The sequence below is a fragment of the Enterococcus sp. AAFC-DPL-5182 genome, from assembly GCF_058216605.1.
This window is the reverse complement of sequence record NZ_CM177101.1, coordinates 1658107-1679558: the sequence shown is the minus strand read 5'-3', so window position 1 is coordinate 1679558 and position 21452 is coordinate 1658107. Positions and strand designations below refer to the sequence as shown.

The window sequence follows — 21452 nt, the reverse complement described above, 5'->3', positions numbered from 1 at the left end:
AGCAACGGAAATCTTACGTGTCAAAGTAAAATCGAATATTATAGATTTTTTTAATTTTAATGTTCGTATTAAACAGAGAAAAAAAGAAAAACCGGAAAAATGTCCGGTTTTTACTTAATCATGACGTTTAAGCCTGTTCTTCATTTTTTAAACCATTAAACAATAAATTTAAAATAATCGCTGTTAAACTACTCATAACAATTCCGTTTCCAGTGAACATTCTAACTGTTTCCGGCATTTGCTGGAATAATGTCGGAAGCATATTAAATCCTAATCCAAAACCAATTGAAATCGCAATAATCAATAAGTTTTTATCATTATGATAATCGACTTTTGATAACATGCGCATTCCTTGAACAGCTACCATTCCAAACATCACTAACATTCCCCCACCTAATACAGGCTCAGGAATAATTTGAGCAATTGCCCCGACCTTTGGTAATAGTCCTAAAGCGATCAAGAAAAACGCTGAATAATAAATCGGTCTTCTTGTTTTGATGCCAGAAAGTTGGACCAACCCAACGTTTTGAGAAAAACCAGTATACGGGAATGTATTAAAAATACCACCTAAAATAACTGCTAATCCTTCTGCTCGATAACCTTTTTTTAATTCTTCTTCACCAATATGTTTACCCGTGATGTCTCCTAAGGCAAAATACACACCTGTTGACTCTACCATACTGACAATTGAAATGATGATCATCAATACGATTGAAGATAGATCAAATGTTGGCGTACCAAAATAAAAAGGTTGAGGAAAATGGAACCATGTCGCTTCTCCAACTGGTGTCAAATCCACTTGTCCTAACAAAGCTGCGAGAATTGTACCGCCGACTAACCCGACCAAAACCGCAATTGACTTTATAAATCCTCTTCCCCAAACTTGTATGACAATAATTAATCCGATTGTTATAAACGCTAACAGTAAATTCGTTCTGTCACCAAAATTAGGTGCTGTCGCTAGTCCGCCACCCATTTTTTCAACCGCTACCGGGATTAATGTCAAACCAATCACAGTGATTACAGTCCCTGTCACTAATGGAGGAAACAGTTTTTTGATTTTTGAAAATATACCAGACACTAGCACAACAAAAATCCCTGAGGCAATGATTGAGCCATAAATTGCACCAACACCCTTATCACTACCGATCATGATCAATGGTGCGACCGCTTGAATCGCACAACCAAGCACCACAGGTAACCCAATACCAAAAAATTTATTGACGGTCAACTGTAATAAAGTTGCAATCCCGCACATAAAAATATCAATGGAAATCAAATAAGTCATTTGTTCTGAATTAAAATTTAAACCAGTTCCTATAAGTAAAGGAACCGCCACAGCTCCAGCATACATCGCTAATAAGTGCTGTAAACCTAAAACCGCCGCTTTACCATTTTCAGTTTCTGGTTGATGAATCGCTTCTGTTTGCTTTGTTTTACTCTCCAAGCTTATGCATCCCCCTCAAGAAATTCAACTTCTCCATTTTTCAATGAAGCAATACGCGCTAATGAAACAACACGCATCCCCATTTCTTCTAATAAGTCCCGACCATCTTGGAAAGACTTCTCAATGACGATACCAATCCCATCCACTTGTGCACCAGCCTGCTGACATAGCTCAACTAATCCTTTTGCAGCTTGACCATTCGCTAAAAAGTCATCAATAATCAACACTTTATCTTCACTTGATAAAAATTTTCTTGAAATAGATATTTGACTTGTTACTTGTTTAGTAAACGAATAAACAGACGCTGTCAATAACTCTTCATCCATCGTCAAACTCTTAGCTTTACGAGCAAAAATCATAGGTACTTCCAATTTTTTCGCCGCAAAAAGAGCTGGTGCGATTCCAGACGCTTCAATTGTCACAACTTTAGTAATACCAGCCTGTGCAAAAACTTCTGCAAAACGATAGCCGATAGCCTCCATTAAATCAGGATCAACTTGATGAGTAACGAAACTATCTACTTTTAAGACACCTTCCCCTAAAACACGTCCATCCTCTTTGATTCGTTGTACTAATTCTTCCATTTCTTCCGACTCCTTCAGCAATTTTTCTATACGTTACTTTTTATAAAAACAAAATAACCCTTTTCTGCGTAAGCAAAAAAGGGTCTAAGACACTTCTTCACTTATAGACCAACATTTACGGTGTTGGGTAGAGACGGTCATCCTTATTATGACCATATATAAGCTTCTCGTATTAGTATACAATAGTACAAAACTCTGAAAATTTCAATGAAAAAAACATTTTTTCATTGAAATTTTACAGAGTCTGTTATTGATTCAACTAATTATATAATTACTTTTCTCTTTTAACCTTTAGCTATCTTTTAATAAAAGCAGGTTTTCCACCAGCAGCCAGTGGTGTATTTTTAGGAACTAATTTTATTTCAATCGCTTCTAAACGTTTTGCTAAACCTTGAGTTCCAGCAGATTGCCCATTCTTAGTCCACGCTTGCCAACCATAGTCTTGAGAATGAACACGATAATGAACGTCATACTGGGTAGCCGCTGCGCCAGTCAATTTAATTTGAATAGCCTCTAATCTTTTTTTCTTTCCTGTAGTACCACTAAGTTCATTATTTGATTTCCACGCTTGCCATCCGATATCTTGAATATGCGTCTTATATTGGATCCCCCCACTAATTGAAGGATCTAACTTGATTTGAATTCCTTCTAAGCGCTTGGCTTTCCCAACGGTTCCGCTTGTTTGTCCAGATTGCACATAATTTCCCCAACCAAAATCTTGAAGGTGAGTTCTATAGCTCACTAGTTTTGAATTAGTATTATTATTGCTATTTTTAATTACTCTAACAGCAAAACTCGGTTTGAAGTAAGTTGTTGAATTGATTTTCACAACTTCTTTTTCATTTGGTGCATGGATATATTGTCCATTACCAATAGCGACCGCTACGTGATATGTACTTCCTTTAGCACCCCAAAAATATAAATCACCAGGTTCAGCTTGAGCAACACTGATTTGTTCTCCAGCTTTTTCTTGAGGAACCGTGTAATCACCAATATTTTTCCCAGTTACTTGTAAAAATACATAACGGGTTAATCCCGAACAGTCAAATACGTTAGGACCTTTTCCACCCCACGCATATGGTTTACCTAAATGTCTTTTAGCTTCAGTAACGATTTGATTCTTTTGAGAGGTCGAGAATGTGACTGCACTTCTTGCTGCTGGTTCTTCCTCTATATTCTCTAATGAAAAATCTGGCATTTCTTGAATCTGCTGAATTTGTTCAGCAGTAAAACCTGCATCCACTGCCTCTTGGTAGCTATCCTGATCTAATGTTTCAGTCGCGTCAGCTGACAAAAAGGTACCATTAACAGCAAAAAGTAACAACGCTGCCCCAACCACATAACAATATTTCTTCATAATTTTTCCCAACTCCTAACATATTTTCTTTAATGATAACATAAAATAAATTAATTTTAGGATAGTAAAACTAGTTTATTCTATTTATAATCATTTTGTAATATAGCCTTTAAATCGATATATATGTGCACAAAAATAATCAATAGCAACACACTAAATTATGCCATTGATTACCTTTAGTTTCAATTAAAATTTAATTAATCCGTTTTAAATGTCATTCTTTTTTTCAAGATTTCTATATTTGTCCATTTTATGGCTAAAAAGGTCTCCATTACTTGGCGGTGTATAGGTGATCGCGTTAGCTCCTGCTTCAATTGTTTCCGTAATTGACTCATCCGTTGGACCACCTGTTGCAATAATCGGTAATTCCGGATACTTCTCACGGAAAAATTTAACTGTCTTGGCAGTATCTTTGCCAGCGCTGATATTGATCATCGTAACACCAGCTGCTATTTTTTCATCAATCGGCGTATGAATAGACGTTACAGTGCTGACCACTGGAATATCAACAACTTCGCACACCATCTCAACTGTTTCAACAGGAGTTGGACCATTTAATACAACACCGATCGAGCCTTGTGCTTCTGCAAACAAACTCATATAAGCAGAACGTTGTCCTTGGGTCAAACCACCTCCAACACCTGAAAAAACAGGAATATCAGCGGCCTCGATTATACTTTTAGTTATAGCCGGATGAGGTGTAAACGGATAAACAGCAATCACTGCATTTGCATCTGTATTTCGAATAATAGCAATATCAGTTGTAAAAATAATTGATTTGATTTTTTTCCCAAATATTCGGATTCCGCTCGCTTGTGCAATAACTTTCGGCACTTGAACAATATCCTGTTTTAAAGGCGTAACAATTTCCGGCACCCACTTTTCACTCATTCAACCCACTCCTTTTTACTCTCTTGATCAATGATCGTATTGGTTAAGATCATAACTTTCGATTACATGAATCACCTTATCCGCATACGTTGGATCTGTTGCATACCCCGCATCTTGTAAAGCGCGTGCAGCTTGCTTATAGTTTTTTGCCAAAAGAACATGTTCATACAGACGCGGATTCCAGGTTACACCATTAACAAACAAACGTGTATGATCGTCCATTGATTCTTCCCACGTGTCGTATACTCGAAAATCTCCTTGAATAACAATCCATTCTTCATTGATATATTCACGAGTTTCAAGATTGATCTTTTTTTGATCCCCATAAGCCTTGATCCCAAATAAATTATTATATTTCGATGCAAGAGTACTCTGTCCCCAATTTGACTCCAAAATCCCTTGACCGATGATAATACTAGGTAAAACGCCATAAGACGCTTGCAGTTCTTTTGCATGAGGACTGATTCTATCAATAAACTGTTCTTTTGAAACTTGTTCATTTTGTTGAGTAGATTCTTCCTCTGTTTTCGAACTATCTGATAACACATTGATTGAAAAAATAAACGCCACACCAACAATCAACAAACCTGCAAAAAGTGTTGGTAAATTGGTTTTTCTCATTTTTTTCTTCTTATACCTTGAACTATTCATACATTCCCTACTTTGTCTTGTATTCGTTCCTAGGCTAACTTTAGATAGCTTAGGACAATGGCTGACTGATTATATCAGTTTTTTTCCACACAATCAATCAACAGCTGTTGTAGTCGTAGTTGTAGTTGTTGATGTTTCCGTTTGTTTTTCCGATGTAATAGACGAAACAGGTGTACTTGTTTCGTTTGTATTTTCACTGGTACTTTGTATTTTTTCTTTCGGAGTAGCATGACCGAAAAAAACAAAAATAACAGCCCCTAAAACTATAATGACGGATAAAATTCCTAAAATTTGTTTCACAAAAAAACTCCCTTACTTACTTATTCACCAACGTAAGTACCCATCAAATTTTCATTTACCCAATCAAGTAATTCTACTTTTGATCCTTCTAGTTGTCCTTGTAGTGTAGCTGGTAATCGGAAAGTAACAATATCATCAAAACCCCATTCTCCATATGAAACGGTTACTTTCAAATCAATGAAAGATTGTTCTTTTTCTTCATGGTTCGTCTTTGATGGTATCAACTCAGCAATACCTACCCCTGACTGCAACCATTTTTTTGCTATTAATGTTTTTAAACGTTTGTATTCTGAAACAGCAATGTTTCTTTTTTCTGGAAACAGAATTGTTTGACGTAATATTTTTTGCGTCAGCATCCATTCATAATCAGAAAATAAATTTTTTACTTTTTGCATTTCTTCGCTCGTTAAATTAGTTCTTCCTTTTTTCCAGTTATCCCAATTTTCTTTTGTAGTTTGGAGATAGTCTGTATAAAAGTTCTCTTCCGTTTCAAATTGTTCTATAATTGCATCGATAAGAATATCTATATACATTTGGTGCATGACTTTCGCCTCCTTTTCTTATTTTACTGAAAATATAGAAAAAATGCATCTCTTTGAATCACTTATTTCTGTATTTTTAAGAAATGTTCAGCCTATTCCCATAAATAATAAGACAATTCAACGCTTCTGTCCAAAATAATCCATTATTTTAAACGACTCATGTATAATAAGTATAAATGCTTGATAAGCTAGCTATATTCAAAAAATAGGCGCCGTTAAAAACGACCGTATCGTCTTCGTTTTTGGGCTATAGCTGACTGCTACTCAACTTTTTAAAGACTAAGGAGGAATCATATATGAAACGTTATAATTGGGGCATAGTCGGCCTTGGAGATATCGCAACTAGTTTTGCTGAAAGCTTTCAACAAGAAAATAGTCACATAACAGCCGTTGCCTCCAGAACATTATCTAAAGCTGAAACCTTTGCCAAAGAACACAATATTCAAGCGGCATATGGCTCATTTGACGAGCTATTAGCTGATGAAGCAATCGATATCGTTTATATTGCTGTTCCAAACAGACAACATATCGAACATATTTTAAAAGCATTAGAAGCAGGCAAACATGTCCTTTGTGAAAAAGCTATTACAATGAATAGTCAAGAATTAGCTAAAGCAATGAAACTAGCCGAAGAAAAAGAATTGATTTTAGCTGAGGCGATGACGATTTTTAACATGCCTTTATATCATGAATTACGAAGTCAGATAGATTCTAAACGTTTTGGTAAATTAAAAATGATTCAAGCACCTTTTGGTAGCTATAAAGAACCCGACCCAACAAACCGTTTTTTTAACCCCGATTTAGCTGGGGGCGCTCTTTTAGATATTGGGACTTATGCTGTTTCCTTTGCTCGATGGTTTCTCACCGCTCAACCAACAGTTATGGCTTCTATCATGCAGCCATTCTCAACTGGTGTAGATGAACAATCAGCAACTATTCTTCAAAATCAAGCACAAGAATTGGCTACGATTTCTTTGAGTTTCCAAGCAAAAATGCCTAAACAAGGAATTGTTGCTTTTGACGAAGCCTACATCGTGATCAATGACTATCCACGAGCAGATGAAGCTAAAATCTTTTTTAATGATGGTACGGTAGAGACAATCGTTTCTGGCGACAGTAATCAAGCATTGAATTATGAAATCACCAATATGGTTAAAATGATCGAAGGAGAAAAACCAAACCGTTCATTATTTTTAACAAAAGATGTGATCGATCTCCTCGATCAAATGCAGCAAATTTGGAATACGAACGGAAATATTTAACTCCGAGAACCAAGTAGGTACTATTCAGCAGCAATTCGTACCTCATTATGTTTTATAGTAACAAGAGGAAGTTGAGCATTATTTGAGGCAACGATGTGACTCGTAGAGTTATGAGTTTGCTTCCTTTTTTATCAAATTTAAAACAGCCCGCAACAAAACTGATTTTTAGTTTTGTTACGGGCTTTAAATCCGGATAAACGGCGAGAAAAAAGAATCTCTAATCTATTTATTACATTTCATTTGGTGCGTGTAATCCTAACAAGCGTAAATCTTCTTTAATAATGGTTGCCATTGCATAAACTAATGCTAAACGTGATTCTTTTTGGTCATCTTCCGCCAAAATTTTAACATGTGCATAGTATTTATTAAATGCTTGAGCAACTTGAATTGCATGTTTTGCAATAACTGAAGGCTCATATTTATCCGCTGCTTGCATCACAACTTCTGGGAATTTTTGTAACAACTTAACAACTTCCCAACTCTCCTTATCGTCCAACTCATACTCTTTCGTCTCATCAATAACGAAATTAGCTTTTCTTAAAATGCTCATTGCACGAGCATGAGTATATTGCACATAAGGCCCTGTTTCTCCTTCAAAACGAACAACTTCTTCTAAAACAAAGTCAAAATTGTTTAAGCGGTCATTTTTTAAATCATGGAAAATAACCGAGCCAATTCCCACTTGTCTAGCAACTTCTTCACGATTAGGTAAATCAGGATTTTTCTCCATAATTTGTTTGTTTGCTAATTCAACTGCTTCATTCAACACTTCTTCAAGTAAAACGATTTTCCCTTTGCGGGTCGATAATTTTTTGCCACCTTGCGTAATTAGCCCAAAAGGTACATGCTGCATATCTTTTGACCAATCAAATCCAAGTTCCTTTAAAACAGCTTTTAATTGTTTGAAGTGATTACTTTGCTCATTCCCTACAACATAGATTGATTTTGCAAAATCATACGTACGTTTACGGTAAAGCGCAGCTGCTAGATCACGTGTGATGTAAAGTGTAGCGCCATCTGATTTTTTGATCAAAGCTGGATTTAGATCATAAGCAGATAAATCAACGATTTCAGCACCTTCATTTTCTTGCAATAAATGTTTTTCTTCCAGCATTGTGACGATTTCATCCATTTTATCATTGTAAAAAGCTTCACCATTGTACGAGTCAAAAGAAACTTCCAACATTGAATAGATTTTGTCAAATTCTTTCAATGATTCAGCACGGAACCATTGCCACAATTCTGTCGCTTCTTTGTCGCTTTCTTCCAACTTCTTAAACCAAGCACGAGCTTCTTCTTCAAGTTCTGGTTGAGTCTCCGCTTCTTCGTGAAACTGGACGTACAAACGTAATAATTCTGTGATTGGTTCTGTTCTAACTCCTTCTTCTGAGCCCCATTTTTTGTAGGCTACGATCAATTTACCGAACTGAGTGCCCCAATCCCCTAAATGATTGATACGGATTGGTGTATAACCGATTTTCTCAAGAATAAAGGCAATTGAATTTCCAATCACAGTTGAACGAAGATGACCCATTGAAATCGGTTTTGCAATATTCGGTGAAGACATATCGATCGGTACATTCCCTTTTTCACCAATTGAACTGTCTCCATAATGTCCTTTTTCTTTACTAATTTGAGTAATAACGGCTTTACTGATCATTTTTTTATTCATAAAAAAGTTTAAGTATGGACCGACTACTTCAATTTTTTCAAAATCCGTACCAGATATTTTCTCAGCTAAATCAGCCGCGATTTGTTGCGGGGCTTTCCGATAGATCTTAGCTAATGAAAAAGCTGGAAAAGCGACATCTCCATGATCGACAGATTTGGGATTTTCTAATAATTGTGTAACTGTTTCTAAAGATAGATCTTCTTTTACCACGTCAAAGATGGCTTTTGCTACGATTTCTTTGTTGTTCATAGATATCCTCCTGATGGTTACATTTTATTGTTTTACTAGTTGATCATTATTCATTATCTTCTAGCTTAAATATTAGTTGGTTTGAATAGTTGGCGACCTTGCTTTTCAAAGTTAGGAATAATTGGTGATTCACTATTAATAGTATCTTCTCTCCCTTTGGTCGCCAAGTACTGTTCATCATCTGCTCTGGCAATGCCAGTCGTATTCCTTCAATTCTCAGCACTTTAGCTCTTAGAAATTGGTGCGATCAAGAAAGGGTTAAGTGATTCCTAGTAAGGTTACTTCTCTCCCTTTGGTCGCCAAGTACTGTTCATCATCTGCTCTGGCAATGCCGGTCGTATTCCTTCAATTCTCAGCGCTTTAGCTCTTAGAAATTGATGCGATCAAAAAAGGGTTAAGTGATTCCTAGTAAGGTTACTTCTCTCCCTTTGGTCGCCAAGTACTGTTCATCATCTGCTCTGGCAATGCCAGTCGTATTCCTTCAATTCTCAGCGCTTTAGCTCTTAGAAATTGGTGCGATCAAAAAAGGTTTAAGTGATTCCTAGTAAGGTTACTTCTCTCCCTTTGGTCGCCAAGTACTGTTCATCATCTGCTCTGGCAATGCCAGTCGCAGTGATTCACAGCAAAAAGTCCCTAGTGTAAAAAAACACCAGAGACGAGATTTTCCCGCGGTACCACTCTAATTGTCCGTTCTTTTTAAATGACGGACCCACTTAATCTATTAACGGTAGATAGCCGTCTGCCTACGCAGATTCTTAAAAGTGCGCTTCCTTCATTTAATCATCTTCGGCTTCCACCTGCCCGAAATCGCTTGAATAATTTGTAATGAAGTACTCTCTTTATCGACGAATCATTATTAAACTGGGTTTATTATAGCAAATATTTTTCTTTCTGCCTAGTCTTATTGCGTCTCAACATTAAATCGATAGAAAGGACAAACTAGGGTCCGCATTCAAGGAATAATCAGCAAAGTGACCTTTTTCTGCTTCAACAAAGGCCGCTGCACCAATCATAGCGGCATTATCACCGCATAATCTAAGTGGCGGAACAATAAAGGTTACGCCAGGAAGTTCTTTGGCAACGTCTAGACTCAAGCGGTCACGCAATCCTTGATTCGCAGCGACACCACCTGCCATCACTAATTGCTTAACTGGGTATTCTTTACATGCCCGAATCGTTTTATCCGCTAATACATCAATCACACTTGCTTGGAAACTAGCAGCTAAATCCTTCACGATCAGCTTTTCATCACGTTGTTCAGCATTATGAACAGTATTGATAAATGAACTTTTCAACCCACTAAAACTAAAATCATAATTGTCCTCTTTCATCATTGCCCTAGGGAAATGATAGGTATCTTGTCCTAGGTGAGCTAGCTCGTCGATCTCTTTGCCGCTCGGATAAGTTAACCCTAATACTCTACCTACTTTATCGTAGGCTTCACCCGCTGCATCGTCTCTTGTTTCACCGATGATTTCAAACGAACCTGTTTCTTTCATGTAGACTAACTCTGTATGACCACCACTGACTAATAATGCCATCATCGGAAATTGTAATGGTTCTACAAAATTAGCAGCATAAATGTGACCAGCCATATGATTGACGGGAATCAAGGGCAAAGCATGCGCCCAAGCAAATGCCTTAGCGGCGGATAAACCGATCAATAGAGCACCTACCAAACCTGGTCCGTATGTTACACCGACACCACTCAATTCTTCTGGCTTTACGCCAGCTTCAGCCAGAGCATCTTCAATACACAAGGTAATTTCTTCCACATGGTGACGACTAGCCACTTCTGGTACAACGCCACCAAACCGTTGGTGGCTCTTTACTTGCGATGCCACAATATTTGATAAAATTTTAGCACCATCTTCAATGACTGCAACGCTTGTTTCATCACAACTACTTTCAATCGCTAATAGTAACTTTCTTTCTTTATTAAAAAAAGTCATTGATTCACTTCCTTAACTTTTAAACACATAATGATCCCGTCTTCTTTAGGATAATTGTAATAATTTACCCGACGGTTGATTGTTTTGAATCCTTTTTTTTCATATAATTTTTGTGCATCAAAATTAGACTCTCGAACTTCTAAGAATACTTGGTGCACATTTTGCTCGATTAAATCCTTAATCATTTGGTCAATCAATTTCTTCCCATAGCCTTGTTGTTGAAATGCACTTTGAATCACAACATGAGTTATTTCAACTTCATCTAAAATCAAATGATAACTGATAAAACCGATCCATTGATCGTCTTCAACTAAGACAAGGTAATGACTGTTTTTTTGATCTAAATCGCTTCTAAATTGATCCACCGTCCATGGTGATCCGTGACTATATGACTCCTCACATATTGACCAAAGTTTTTCAGCCAGCTGTTGTGTTGGGTAATTTTCTTTTGAATAATACATTATTTCACTCTTCTTTTAAATATAAAATCATCTCCAGCGCGTCTTCTTTATCTTCCGTATAATAATCAGGCTTGATCGTATTTGAGACAAACCCTAGTTGTCGATAAACACGCTGTGCATTCTTATTGCTAATCCTAACCTCTAGAGAGATTGTTTCACAATCATTGACTTTAGCAAATTCAAGTACTTCACGGATTAAAAAACTGCCAATTCCATTTCCTTGATTTTGAGTCAAAACAGCAACATTTGTAATGTGGGCATCTTTGCCAAAAATACGGCAACCGATAAAACCAATCGTTTGCCCCTCTTTTTGAACCAACAGGTATAAATGTGGATCTGGAGATTGAAGTTCAACCAAAAAAGCCGTTTTAGTCCACGGTAACTCTCCTGCATAGACTTCCCTTTCAATGGATAACAAATCTTTAATGTCATCAAAAGTGATGGCGCGCAAAAAGTACTCCTGATTCGAAATTTCAACCTTCTTTTCCTCATATGGACGATTTTTAAAAAAGATTCCCAGAATGCTATGAAAAAGATTAAATTTTTTCAACATAATTTTCTACCTCGGGTGTATGTTCTTTTAGCCAATTTTCTTCTGCTTCCACTCGTTTTAAATAATTAGGTAAAAAGTGATGGATATCCACTTCAGGTTCAGCTAGTCTACCAAGTTCAGCAAGAGCTGCACTACTTGGGATTTGCCATTGAGAGAAATCACAGATTTCAGCATTAGGTAAAGTAGATTCTATCTGTGAGCGGAATTTTTCCACATCCTCACCAACAAAGTAAAGATGATCAAATTCTTTTAGCCGTTCTAACCACTCTTCTATCCCAATATGTTGATCAGCAATAACAGTTGTCAATCGATTCTCAACATATTTATAAGCCCCAGTATAAATGTTATTTCTTCTTGCATCAAAGAGGGGAATGATCGTACTTTTGACGTTAACACAATTTGCAGCCAGTGCTTTTAAACTAGATACGCCAACCAACTCTTTTTTTAAGGTATATGCTAGTGTTTTTGCTGTTGTAACGCCGATTCTTAATCCTGTATAAGAACCTGGACCTTGAGCCACCACGATACGATCAAGGTCTTTTGGCGTCAAGCCAACATCTTTGACTAGTTGCGTAATTGCCGGCATCAACGTTAAACTATGGTTTCTTTTTACAGTAATTGTATACTGTCCTATTATTTTTTTCTCTTCACAGACGGCAATTGTCAATGTCTGATTTGAGGTATCAATCGCTAAAATCCGCACAAAAAATCCCTTTCTTTCATCATGTAGTTGGTTAATTGTAGCATATTTTTATTCGTTCGTAAAAAAACGCGCTATTAAAACCAAAGTAGAGCAAAAACGTTCGTACGCTTTGCCCTACTTCAACTATTATTTGATATTTGCTTCCAAGTAATCGATCAATGGTTTGCTGATATTTGTTGCTGTGTCATTTTTTCTAGAATCTTCCACCATGATCATTGCCGAAAATTTATTACGGCTTCTATCCATTGCTAAAAGGAAACTATTTTCTTTTCCTACTGTATCTTGCTTGTCCTTGATTTCAGCTGTCCCTGTTTTTGCCGCTAAAGAGAACTCTGGATTATACATATTGTGTACATAACCTGTTTCGTCTTCCACGCTACCAAGTAAATCGGTCACAATCGTATTTGCCGCATTTGAACTAATGACATTTTCTTTCGTCTTCGTTTCTTTATTCAGCTCAATTTTTGGATAAACAAGCTTCCCTTCATTTTGGAACACCGTATACATTGTTGCTTGCTGAATCGGAGTAACCAATAACTGACCTTGACCATAACCCGTATCAGCTAGCAAAATTTCAGACTTGAATTTATCTTCATTGGATATTTGTGCTGGATTCATCGGGATCGATAAATCTAATTTTTCTCCAAAAATAAATTTATCTAATCCCTTTCTAAACGTATCTTCGCCCATACGCAACGTTTGCTCCGCAAAATAAATATTATCAGAGTTTACTAAAGCAGTTCGTAAGTTCACTGGACTAGCTTCTTTTACACGCGTAACAAAGTAATCTCCCCACGAAGCATCTTTTTGCCATTTCAAACCATTAATAGCAAGTTCTTCGTCAGGTTTTAACGTGCCAGCATCTAATCCAATACCACCTGTGATCGTTTTAAACGTCGAACCTGGAGCATACCCTGTCGCAAATCTTGCAGTAAATGGCAAGTTCTCATTATTGGCATATCCATCATAATCTACTTGAGAAATCCCGTTGGCCATCTTATTTGGATCAAACGATGGAGAACTGACCGCAGCTAGTAAATCACCCTGTTGCGGGTCCATCACAACTGCACTACCTGGTCGATTATTAAAAATAGCATAGCCTTGGGATTGGACATTTTTATCAATCGTTAGCTGAATTTTTTCGCCGTCTTTTTTATCAACTTTCTGCAAGACACTTTTGAAGGTACCTTGTTCATCAGTAATCGTGATGTTTCCACCGTCTTGCCCTCGTAATTGTTTATCATACGCTTGTTCTAAGCCAACCTTGCCAATCACGCCAGTACTACTAAGTGTTGAATCTTTTTCGATATCTTCAGCAGTGATCGTACCAACATACCCGACTAATTGCGCCGCTGCTTCTTTTAATGGATAATAGCGAACAATCGTATCTTGAGAAGCTGCCCCTTTTGGTAATGTTGTTACTGGATCAAATGAAATCGCCAAAGGAACAAATGCATCAGGCTTAACCCAGTCTTGTTTCAGCTTCTTCTCGATTTCATCAACTGAAACTTTAAATTGTTCACTAAATGCTTTGATATTATCTGTTTTTTCTTGTCCCTCCCCAAGTTTACCTGGGACGACCCCAACCTGATCAAACGCTTGATTAACAGCTAATCCTTCTCCATTACGATCCACAATATCGCCTCGATTCGCAGCATCTACACCGATTGATATTTTGTCTTGACCTGACATTTCAGGGAAAATCAAATTAGGAGCCCAATTGATTTTATAGTTTTCACCTGACTTTTTGATCGTTGTTTTATAGGTTAAATCTTTTAAATTCCCTAATGGTGTTGTCATATCTAGTTTATAGGTAAACGTATATTGCCCTTCTTTATCTTGTGCTACTTTAACATCCTTGCTTTTGACTCCTTCGGCTTGAATCCCAGAAAAAATTGTTTGATATTTTTCCACGACTTTTTCTTTATCATAGCCATTTTCTTTTATTGAGGCTTCATTTAATAAATCAGGAAATTGTTCAAATTCTTGTTTTGAAAGATAATTTAAAAATGACTTAGCCGTTTTTTCTACTTTGTTTAACTCTTGTGTTTTCTGCCATGAACTGTAGGCAAAATAGCCACCTACTAAAGCTACAACTACCACACCTCCACCAAGTGCCAAGAGTAATGGTTTATTCGATTTTTTTTGCTTTCTTCTTTCCACTTTTCAATCCCCCAAGTCTTTGATTCAATACTATTTCATTCATTATACCCTATTCGTCTAAATCTATGATAGAAAAAAGAAGGTTTTATCAAAAACATAAAAAATTTAACTTTATCTATTCTTACTTTGGTTCGGTCTCTAGCAGTATTTTTCTTGCGTCTACCTGTGGTATACTAATTTTACTTACTACTTTTTATCTAGCTACGCGGGCCTGCTCTGCTAACAAGCCTGCCACGCTTTCAATTTTAGGAGGGATTTTGAATGGGAATTATTAAAGCAGCAACAAGTACGATAGGCGGCGGATTTGCTGATCAATGGCTCGAAGTCATTGAGCCAGACAATATGGGCGATACGACCGTTATGACAAAAGGTGTTTTTGTTCGAAAAAATGATAAACGCGGCTCTAATCGCAAAGGAACTGAAGATGTTTTGACAGATGGTTCTGTTATACACGTTTATCCCAATATGATGATGATTTTAGTGGATGGCGGTAAAATCATCGACTATACAGCTGAAGAAGGCTACTATACTGTAAAAAATGATTCCGCTCCTTCGACATTTAATGGCTCCTTAAAAGAGGCCATTTCAGAAACATTTGATCGTTTTAAATTTGGTGGCGTTACACCTCAAAAACAACAAGTTTTTTACATCAATTTACAAGAAATCAAAGGCATCAAGTTTGGTACCTCTTCACCAATCAATTATTTTGACAATTTCTATAATGCTGAACTATTTTTACGTGCTCATGGAAACTATTCGATCAAAATCACTGATCCTTTATTATTCTTTTCAAATGCGGTTCCAAGAAATAAATCACAAGTTGACATCAATGATATCAACGAACAATATCTAGCTGAATTTCTAACAGCTCTACAATCAGCTATCAATAAAATGTCCGCTGACGGCGAACGAATCTCTTACGTACCATCTAAAAGTTTAGAATTAAGCAAATATATGGGGCAAGCTTTAGACGATGAGTGGCGTGAGTTACGCGGAATGGAAATCGTTTCTGTAGCTGTAGCAAGTATCTCTTATACAGATGATTCTACTAAATTGATCAATATACGCAACCAAGGTGCCATGCTTGGCGATGCTGGTATCCGTGAAGGCTACGTGCAAGGTGCAATGGCTCGGGGAATGGAAGCTGCTGGGAGCAATGAAGGTGGTGCCATGAATGGTTTTATGGGTGTTGGTATGGGCATGAACACAAGTGGAAATTATTTTGCTCAAGCTTCTCAGACCAATCAACAACAAATGCAGGAAAAGCAAAACCAACAAAATGCTCAAGGCTCAACGGATACTTGGACTTGCCCGCAATGCGGAACTGAAAATAATGGTAAATTCTGTTCTAATTGTGGAACACCAAAACCTACAAATGAAAAACCAAAATTAGAAATGAAATGCAGCGAATGTAGCGAGATCGTTGATTTGTCTAATGGTATTCCAAAATTCTGTCCACATTGCGGCAAACCGTTCCAAGGAATCCCTTTATAAACAAAGCATTTAGGGCTGGGCAACCGTGTCCTGCCCTTTTTCTATCTAATTTCAAAGTATTAAAAGAAAGGAATAATCATGACGGATACATTTACACACAAATGCCCAAATTGCGGTGGTCCCTTATTATTCGATCCAAAAGATCAAAAATTCCATTGTGAGTATTGTTTGAATGTCTATACAGAAGATGAAGTCACGGCTTATGAAACAGCACAAAGAGAAGCGCATTTAGAAGATGATCCAACATCCCCTCTCGAATCTGAGCTAACTTTCTCAGCGGAATCTCAAGAAGACGAAATGACGACTGAAGAAAAAGCTGCATTTAAAGAAGCTACAGGTACAGATGGAATGGCTGAAGACACGTTAGACGGCGCAATGGAGTTATTCAATTGCCCAAGCTGTGGTGCGCAAATTGTCACTGAAGCTACAACTGCTGCTACTTATTGTTATTATTGCCACAATCCCGTTGTTTTATCTGGGCGCTTGAGTGGTAAGTTTCTCCCAGAAAAAGTTCTACCTTTTACCATTGAAAAAGAAGAAGCTATTGAAACATTTTTAGCTTGGACGAAGAAAAAATGGTTTATTCCTAAAGACTTTTTCAACAAAGAACAGATCGATAAAATGACGGGTGTCTATTTCCCCTACTGGGTCGTAGATGCTGAGATCGAGGGCCAGATGCATGGCATGGGCACGACTATTAGGATTTGGCGTGTTGGCGACATTGAATACACTGAGACAAAACAATTCGATGTGGAGCGACAAGGCAAAATTTCATTTAAAGAGTTGATCAAAAATGCCCTTTCAAAAAATGTGCAGCAAAAGATGGTCGAAGCAGTTCAACCGTTTTTATTGGATAAAGCTGTTTCATTTAAAAGTCAATATTTAGCAGGGTTTCAGGCGGAAAAACGTGATATTGAATATGAGACGATTCAAAAATCTATTCAAAACGAGTTAAAAGATTATTCTGAATCATTGTTAAGAGATACTGCTTCTGGCTACACAACTCTTACTAAATTAAGAACGGATATTTCATTAGATAATGAAGACAATCAGTATATGTTACTCCCCATCTGGGTCGTAACTTACCGAAGTAATGAACAGTCAAAAAAAATCTATTACTATGCCATGAATGGTCAAACTGGAAAAGTTAGCGGGATTTTGCCTGTAAGCTATAAACGACTGGGTTTAGTTTCATTTGGTATTTTCGCTGCTCTATTTGCCCTTTTCCTGATCGGAGGCTGGTTTATATGAGAAAGATTTGTTTTAGTCTGTTTATTGTCCTTTTTTTATTATTCGGTTTTTCTTTAAATGCCCAAGCAGCCGATGATTCGATTGATGATCAAGCCTCTCTTTTTACTTCTGAGGAAATTATTCAATTAAAAGAAGCCATTACACCTATCGAAGCAAAAACAAAGGCTCGTGTTTTTATTGTGACGAATACCGATAATGAGATTGAATCAAAAAGATTCGCCGATTACTACATGCTTGATCGTATAGGTAAAGACAATAATGGTATCACTTTTTATATCGATATGAATCAAAGAACCTTTATTATTTCCACATCTGGAAATATGATCGATTACATGGATGATCAACGTATTAAAAAAAATTTAGATGACATTGAACCTGATATGATAGATGGACGCTACTTTCAGGCATCCAAAAGTTTTCTAGAAAACACAAACTATTACTTCGATCAAGGCGTTCCCGGTGGGCATTATCGCATTGACACTGAGACTGGAAAAATCACTCGTTATAAAACCCTAACGACAACAGAAATGGTCATTGCTTTTGTGGCAGCAATCTTCTTAAGTGGAGTTTTCTTTGCGGTGAGTGTTTCAAAATACCAATTAAAATTCGGCACCTACAAATACCCGTTTAGAGAAAAATCTACCCTTAACTTAACTAGACGCAATGACCTACTGATCAATTCATTTGTTACTACTCGTCGTATCCCTAGAAGCAATTCTGGCGGAGGCGGTTCGGGAGGCGGCGGAAGCAGTACTCACTCGACTGGTGGTGGAACCTTTGGTGGGGGCGGTCGCAGTTTTTAAGTTGACAAAATAAACCTATTCAAACCGAGGCTTGTTCCTCATTTGAATAGGTTTATTTCATGATAGCAAATAGTAGGTAACATAACAAAACATAGTAGCGATTAAACATAAAAAGAATTTTTCACTTTATCAAAAAAGAAATTTTTTTAAAATCAAAATAAATAAAAACCATAAATCTTAATGGTTTTTAAAAATAATCGCCTTACAAGTGAAAGTCACCTTGTTATTTAGCAAAATACAAGGTAGTATAGAATAAAATGCCCGAAAAAATCAACCTGTTTTTTGTTTTACTTGGGATTTCTAGAACGATTATTTGATAAAGCGAGGATATATAAATGAACAAAATAGTAAGTTTAGGTGTATTAACATTGTGTAGTGTTGGATTAGTTGCTTGTAGCGGAAATAATAAAGCTACTGATGAAAATAAAGCTGAAAACACTTCAACTTCTCAAAAGAAAAAAGAAGGAGCTTATTTCAAAAACGACACTTTAAAAATCGATATGGCTACACTTAAAATAATATCTACTGAAGTTTTACCCGCAGATGAAAATTTACTCAGAGAAAAACCACAATTAGCGATTATTTATGAAGTGACAAATAATAGCAACGAACCAATTTCTGCTTCTACGGTTTGGATCGCATGCATGGGTTTAACCCAGAACAGCGAAAAGCTAACAGTTGGTATGACACCGCAAGATGAAAAATTTACTGAATACACGGAACATCAATTAGATGATATTAAACCCAACGACACAACTAAAGCCATTATTTCTTATGATTTAAATAACTCAGAAAATCCAGTTATTTTAAAGGTAACTCAAGGAATGGCCGGGAAAGAACTTGGAGAAAAAACAATCAACTTAAATTAACAATTTATTGTAACAGACTAATTAAAAAAAGGGATAGCAATCATCATTTCATTGACTGCTGTCCCTTTTTTTATTTTTAGATATTTGCCTAAAATAGTTTCATTCACAAAAAATATTTTCTTCTCGCATAAATCGATTGATTTGCCATATCAACCTTTTAAAATGTTCAGACGCAACATAACTATTCAATACCGCTTCTTCTCTTCACTCTTCTATTAAAAATCGAAGGGCGTTATTATTTTCAGGCAAAATAAAAAAGGCTTGTCAGCCTTGACTTAATCATATTTTAATCAGACACATGGCGGCACCTACTTAGTGCTGCTTCCTTCCGGATCTGACACGCTTCGTAAGCCCACCATTGTCCTAGCCTTTCGGCAAGATTTAGTATACCGCATTTTTTGACGCTTGGCTAGTCTTTCTTTTGATTTTTTAAAAGTTTCTTTTCCGCCCTTAATTTCTTAAAGAAATTAGACAATAAATCGCCGCACTCTTGTTCTAAAATCCCAGCTTCGACATAAGCCACATGGTTAAATCGTTCATCTTCTAATAAGTTCATTAATGTTCCAGCAGTTCCACCTTTGGGGTCCTTTGCGCCATAATAAACTTCATTGACTCTAGATAGAATCATTGCTCCACTGCACATTGGACATGGCTCTAAGGTGACAAATAACTGAGCATGCTCTAAACGCCAGTTCTCAATTGCTGCACAAGCTTGTTTGATTGCATACATCTCGGCATGAGCTGTTGCATCTTGGCTCTCTTCTCTAAGGTTGTGCCCGCGTCCTATAATTTGTCCATCCAAGACAACTATTGCTCCAATAGGTACTTCTTTGATTCCTTCAGCTTTCTTAGCTTCTTTGATCGCCTCAGACATGAACTTTTCTTTTTCTTCTATCGTTAAACAGCTTGTCTTTTCATTCAAGCGATTTCCGCCTCTCATTCTATACTTTTCTCTTATTCATGGTACAATAAACCAGTGAGGTGTGTCTATGACTATTGAGAAATTAGTTAAACTATATCCTGCAGGGAAAATCCAGCAAACGCAATCAACAAGTAAAGATCTTTCATTACCAATTGATGGAAAATATTTTGTCCTTGCTAAAGAAACGCTACAAGAATCAGAAATTCGATTATTGGAAACATTATTCCCGACAAAAGACTATTTGGTGGATTCAAAAAAACATCCTTGGTTTGGTTATCTATTTGATCAGATGACACTGGAACTCGAAGGAACATTTCGTATCATGCAATTTCAAATAAAAAAACCAAAAGCATTTTTACAATCAGAATGGGAAAATAGCATTATAGAAATCTTTCCCAATTTAAATGATTTCTTTTTCACCAGCGAAATGGATGGCGTTTTAATTGAACAGTACAATAAAAATCACTACAATCTAGAGGAACTTAAAAGTATTTTCTTAACTTTAGATGCCGATTTTGATTCTTCCACTACTGTTTTTGTCGGTAGTTTTTTCCCAGCGAATGAGCAATCGCTCGCATTATTTCAAGAAGAACAGCAAATTTTCAAAACAGAAGTTGAAAATCTTCGTGGCAAATCTACATTTTCCTTACCAGATGTAGCATTACACTATTTTACTAACGACACAATGAATCATAGTAAAATTGTTCAGACCTTTTCAAAGCAACTCGTTTTGACAGACGAAATTCAGCAGATCGTCCTCGCTCTTTGGCATAATCAAGGAAATATTAGTTCAACAGCAAAAGATTTATATATGCATCGTAATACTTTACATTACCGATTAGAAAAGTTTTACGAACAAACAGGTCTTTCTTTAAAGCGCATGGATGATCTTGTATTTTGTTACCTATTGATTACCAAATAATAAAAAGTAGGGCGAGCACCCTTGTAAGATGCTCGCCCTACTTTTTTTACATCATTTCTTCAACAAAACTGACTAAACGATCTTTCAAGTTCTCAGTGTTGTCTTTTAAGGATTCTCCGTAAGAAGAGATTTTTTTTCTGCCGTCTTTGACTTTTCCCAAAACGTTCATCATAGAATCAAGCTCATCATCAGATAAATCATCTACAATTCCTAGCAATTTTTCATTACCGCCAAATTTATCGTTCACAAATTTTTTCGCTTTAAATCGATTTGATACATGATAAACTTTTTTGACAATCTTCTCAGAAGCAATCACAGCGACTGACACACCAGCTACTGCGGCAATACTTAAACCAATACTAATTTTTGTTGATGTTTTCATTCTTTTCAGCTCCTTCTTACTA

Annotated in this window: 21 protein-coding genes, 1 other RNA gene, 1 pseudogene, 1 riboswitch and 1 other annotated feature; of the genes and pseudogenes, 6 read left to right on the top strand and 17 right to left on the bottom strand. The window is 36.6% G+C overall.

The window, feature by feature from the left end; genetic code table 11:
• Positions 1–127 precede the first annotated feature (127 nt).
• The 8 genes and pseudogenes from AC4BB7_RS07755 to AC4BB7_RS07720 form a co-directional block, all read right to left on the bottom strand.
• A complete protein-coding gene (locus tag AC4BB7_RS07755; RefSeq protein WP_086314286.1) occupies positions 128–1417 on the bottom strand; it encodes a nucleobase:cation symporter-2 family protein in 1290 nt (429 codons plus the stop codon).
• Positions 1418–1449: 32 nt separating this feature from the next.
• Complete coding sequence (locus tag AC4BB7_RS07750) at positions 1450–2031, bottom strand: xanthine phosphoribosyltransferase (protein ID WP_086312847.1); 582 nt, start codon at positions 2029–2031, stop codon at positions 1450–1452.
• 84 nt (positions 2032–2115) lie between these two features.
• Positions 2116–2213, bottom strand: a riboswitch (purine riboswitch).
• A gap of 113 nt (positions 2214–2326) precedes the next feature.
• Positions 2327–2773, bottom strand: a complete 447-nt coding sequence (locus tag AC4BB7_RS07745; RefSeq protein ID WP_490485130.1) for a hypothetical protein — start codon at positions 2771–2773, stop codon at positions 2327–2329.
• A 36-nt stretch (positions 2774–2809) separates the two neighbouring features.
• A pseudogene (locus tag AC4BB7_RS07740) lies at positions 2810–3145 on the bottom strand (C40 family peptidase); the annotation flags it as partial.
• A 450-nt stretch (positions 3146–3595) separates the two neighbouring features.
• Positions 3596–4279 carry a hydrolase gene (locus AC4BB7_RS07735; protein ID WP_490484973.1) on the bottom strand — a complete coding sequence of 228 codons (684 nt, stop codon included), beginning with the start codon at positions 4277–4279 and terminating at the stop codon, positions 3596–3598.
• 27 nt (positions 4280–4306) lie between these two features.
• Entirely contained in the window at positions 4307–4930 is a 624-nt protein-coding gene (locus AC4BB7_RS07730) for a glycoside hydrolase family 73 protein (protein ID WP_086312845.1), read from the bottom strand.
• A gap of 93 nt (positions 4931–5023) precedes the next feature.
• Entirely contained in the window at positions 5024–5230 is a 207-nt protein-coding gene (locus tag AC4BB7_RS07725) for a hypothetical protein (RefSeq protein ID WP_086312844.1), read from the bottom strand.
• A gap of 20 nt (positions 5231–5250) precedes the next feature.
• Positions 5251–5772: a hypothetical protein gene (locus AC4BB7_RS07720; protein ID WP_490484972.1), complete on the bottom strand. Its 522-nt coding sequence runs from the start codon at positions 5770–5772 to the stop codon at positions 5251–5253.
• 296 nt (positions 5773–6068) lie between these two features.
• Here AC4BB7_RS07720 and AC4BB7_RS07715 point away from each other — a divergent pair, with 296 nt between their 5' ends.
• Complete coding sequence (locus tag AC4BB7_RS07715; protein ID WP_490484971.1) at positions 6069–7034, top strand: Gfo/Idh/MocA family protein; 966 nt, start codon at positions 6069–6071, stop codon at positions 7032–7034.
• 229 nt (positions 7035–7263) lie between these two features.
• On the opposite strand, the gene argS is transcribed toward AC4BB7_RS07715, so the two are convergent.
• The 6 genes from argS to pbp4 form a co-directional block, all read right to left on the bottom strand.
• Positions 7264–8955 (bottom strand): arginine--tRNA ligase, encoded by a 1692-nt coding sequence (argS, locus tag AC4BB7_RS07710; protein WP_490484970.1) that lies wholly within the window; start codon positions 8953–8955, stop codon positions 7264–7266.
• Positions 8956–9603: 648 nt separating this feature from the next.
• Positions 9604–9810: a binding site (T-box leader), on the bottom strand.
• 62 nt (positions 9811–9872) lie between these two features.
• On the bottom strand, positions 9873–10907 hold the full coding sequence (gene tsaD / locus AC4BB7_RS07705) for a tRNA (adenosine(37)-N6)-threonylcarbamoyltransferase complex transferase subunit TsaD (protein ID WP_490484969.1): 1035 nt from the start codon (positions 10905–10907) through the stop codon (positions 9873–9875).
• On the bottom strand, positions 10904–11368 hold the full coding sequence (rimI, locus tag AC4BB7_RS07700; RefSeq protein WP_490484968.1) for a ribosomal protein S18-alanine N-acetyltransferase: 465 nt from the start codon (positions 11366–11368) through the stop codon (positions 10904–10906). Before rimI (AC4BB7_RS07700) ends, tsaD begins: the two co-directional genes overlap by 4 nt.
• A 4-nt stretch (positions 11369–11372) precedes the next feature.
• Positions 11373–11921 (bottom strand): ribosomal protein S18-alanine N-acetyltransferase, encoded by a 549-nt coding sequence (gene rimI, locus AC4BB7_RS07695; RefSeq protein ID WP_490484967.1) that lies wholly within the window; start codon positions 11919–11921, stop codon positions 11373–11375.
• The gene (gene tsaB, locus AC4BB7_RS07690; RefSeq protein WP_490484966.1) at positions 11905–12624 is read right to left on the bottom strand and encodes a tRNA (adenosine(37)-N6)-threonylcarbamoyltransferase complex dimerization subunit type 1 TsaB; all 720 of its coding nucleotides are present in this window, start codon (positions 12622–12624) and stop codon (positions 11905–11907) included. Before tsaB ends, rimI (AC4BB7_RS07695) begins: the two co-directional genes overlap by 17 nt.
• A 126-nt stretch (positions 12625–12750) precedes the next feature.
• Positions 12751–14787, bottom strand: a complete 2037-nt coding sequence (gene pbp4, locus AC4BB7_RS07685; RefSeq protein ID WP_490484965.1) for a penicillin-binding protein PBP4(5) — start codon at positions 14785–14787, stop codon at positions 12751–12753.
• A gap of 261 nt (positions 14788–15048) precedes the next feature.
• Between pbp4 and AC4BB7_RS07680 the strand changes: the two genes are divergently transcribed.
• The 4 genes from AC4BB7_RS07680 (at position 15049) to AC4BB7_RS07665 (ending at position 19204) form a co-directional block, all read left to right on the top strand.
• A complete protein-coding gene (locus tag AC4BB7_RS07680; protein WP_490484964.1) occupies positions 15049–16281 on the top strand; it encodes an SPFH domain-containing protein in 1233 nt (410 codons plus the stop codon).
• Between the two features lie 78 nt (positions 16282–16359).
• Positions 16360–17532: a TFIIB-type zinc ribbon-containing protein gene (locus tag AC4BB7_RS07675; RefSeq protein WP_490484963.1), complete on the top strand. Its 1173-nt coding sequence runs from the start codon at positions 16360–16362 to the stop codon at positions 17530–17532.
• Positions 17529–18335: a TPM domain-containing protein gene (locus AC4BB7_RS07670; RefSeq protein ID WP_490484962.1), complete on the top strand. Its 807-nt coding sequence runs from the start codon at positions 17529–17531 to the stop codon at positions 18333–18335. The genes AC4BB7_RS07675 and AC4BB7_RS07670 overlap by 4 nt, the downstream gene beginning before the upstream one ends.
• A 335-nt stretch (positions 18336–18670) precedes the next feature.
• Positions 18671–19204 (top strand): DUF5067 domain-containing protein, encoded by a 534-nt coding sequence (locus AC4BB7_RS07665; RefSeq protein ID WP_490484961.1) that lies wholly within the window; start codon positions 18671–18673, stop codon positions 19202–19204.
• Positions 19205–19487: 283 nt separating this feature from the next.
• Here the strand turns inward: AC4BB7_RS07665 and ffs are convergent.
• Positions 19488–19574, bottom strand: an RNA gene (gene ffs, locus AC4BB7_RS07660) — signal recognition particle sRNA small type.
• Positions 19575–19613: 39 nt separating this feature from the next.
• Positions 19614–20144, bottom strand: a complete 531-nt coding sequence (gene tadA / locus AC4BB7_RS07655; protein ID WP_422392080.1) for a tRNA adenosine(34) deaminase TadA — start codon at positions 20142–20144, stop codon at positions 19614–19616.
• Between the two features lie 49 nt (positions 20145–20193).
• Between tadA and AC4BB7_RS07650 the strand changes: the two genes are divergently transcribed.
• On the top strand, positions 20194–21048 hold the full coding sequence (locus AC4BB7_RS07650) for a helix-turn-helix domain-containing protein (protein WP_490484960.1): 855 nt from the start codon (positions 20194–20196) through the stop codon (positions 21046–21048).
• Between the two features lie 46 nt (positions 21049–21094).
• Here the strand turns inward: AC4BB7_RS07650 and AC4BB7_RS07645 are convergent, their stop codons facing one another.
• Entirely contained in the window at positions 21095–21430 is a 336-nt protein-coding gene (locus AC4BB7_RS07645; protein ID WP_010761101.1) for a hypothetical protein, read from the bottom strand.
• Positions 21431–21452 lie beyond the last annotated feature (22 nt).

Bases quoted from the DNA above. Each gene is read 5' to 3' on its own strand.
- tsaD (WP_490484969.1), bottom strand. From the start codon at position 10,907: ATGACTTTTTTTAATAAAGAAAGAAAGTTACTATTAGCGATTGAAAGT.
- argS (WP_490484970.1), bottom strand. From the start codon at position 8,955: ATGAACAACAAAGAAATCGTAGCAAAAGCCATCTTTGACGTGGTAAAA.
- rimI (WP_490484967.1), bottom strand. From the start codon at position 11,921: ATGTTGAAAAAATTTAATCTTTTTCATAGCATTCTGGGAATCTTTTTT.
- AC4BB7_RS07735 (WP_490484973.1), bottom strand. From the start codon at position 4,279: ATGAGTGAAAAGTGGGTGCCGGAAATTGTTACGCCTTTAAAACAGGAT.
- AC4BB7_RS07645 (WP_010761101.1), bottom strand. From the start codon at position 21,430: ATGAAAACATCAACAAAAATTAGTATTGGTTTAAGTATTGCCGCAGTA.
- AC4BB7_RS07715 (WP_490484971.1), top strand. From the start codon at position 6,069: ATGAAACGTTATAATTGGGGCATAGTCGGCCTTGGAGATATCGCAACT.
- AC4BB7_RS07730 (WP_086312845.1), bottom strand. From the start codon at position 4,930: ATGAATAGTTCAAGGTATAAGAAGAAAAAAATGAGAAAAACCAATTTA.
- AC4BB7_RS07670 (WP_490484962.1), top strand. From the start codon at position 17,529: ATGAGAAAGATTTGTTTTAGTCTGTTTATTGTCCTTTTTTTATTATTC.
- AC4BB7_RS07680 (WP_490484964.1), top strand. From the start codon at position 15,049: ATGGGAATTATTAAAGCAGCAACAAGTACGATAGGCGGCGGATTTGCT.
- AC4BB7_RS07720 (WP_490484972.1), bottom strand. From the start codon at position 5,772: ATGCACCAAATGTATATAGATATTCTTATCGATGCAATTATAGAACAA.
- tadA (WP_422392080.1), bottom strand. From the start codon at position 20,144: ATGAGAGGCGGAAATCGCTTGAATGAAAAGACAAGCTGTTTAACGATA.
- rimI (WP_490484968.1), bottom strand. From the start codon at position 11,368: ATGTATTATTCAAAAGAAAATTACCCAACACAACAGCTGGCTGAAAAA.
- AC4BB7_RS07675 (WP_490484963.1), top strand. From the start codon at position 16,360: ATGACGGATACATTTACACACAAATGCCCAAATTGCGGTGGTCCCTTA.
- AC4BB7_RS07650 (WP_490484960.1), top strand. From the start codon at position 20,194: ATGACTATTGAGAAATTAGTTAAACTATATCCTGCAGGGAAAATCCAG.
- AC4BB7_RS07665 (WP_490484961.1), top strand. From the start codon at position 18,671: ATGAACAAAATAGTAAGTTTAGGTGTATTAACATTGTGTAGTGTTGGA.
- AC4BB7_RS07750 (WP_086312847.1), bottom strand. From the start codon at position 2,031: ATGGAAGAATTAGTACAACGAATCAAAGAGGATGGACGTGTTTTAGGG.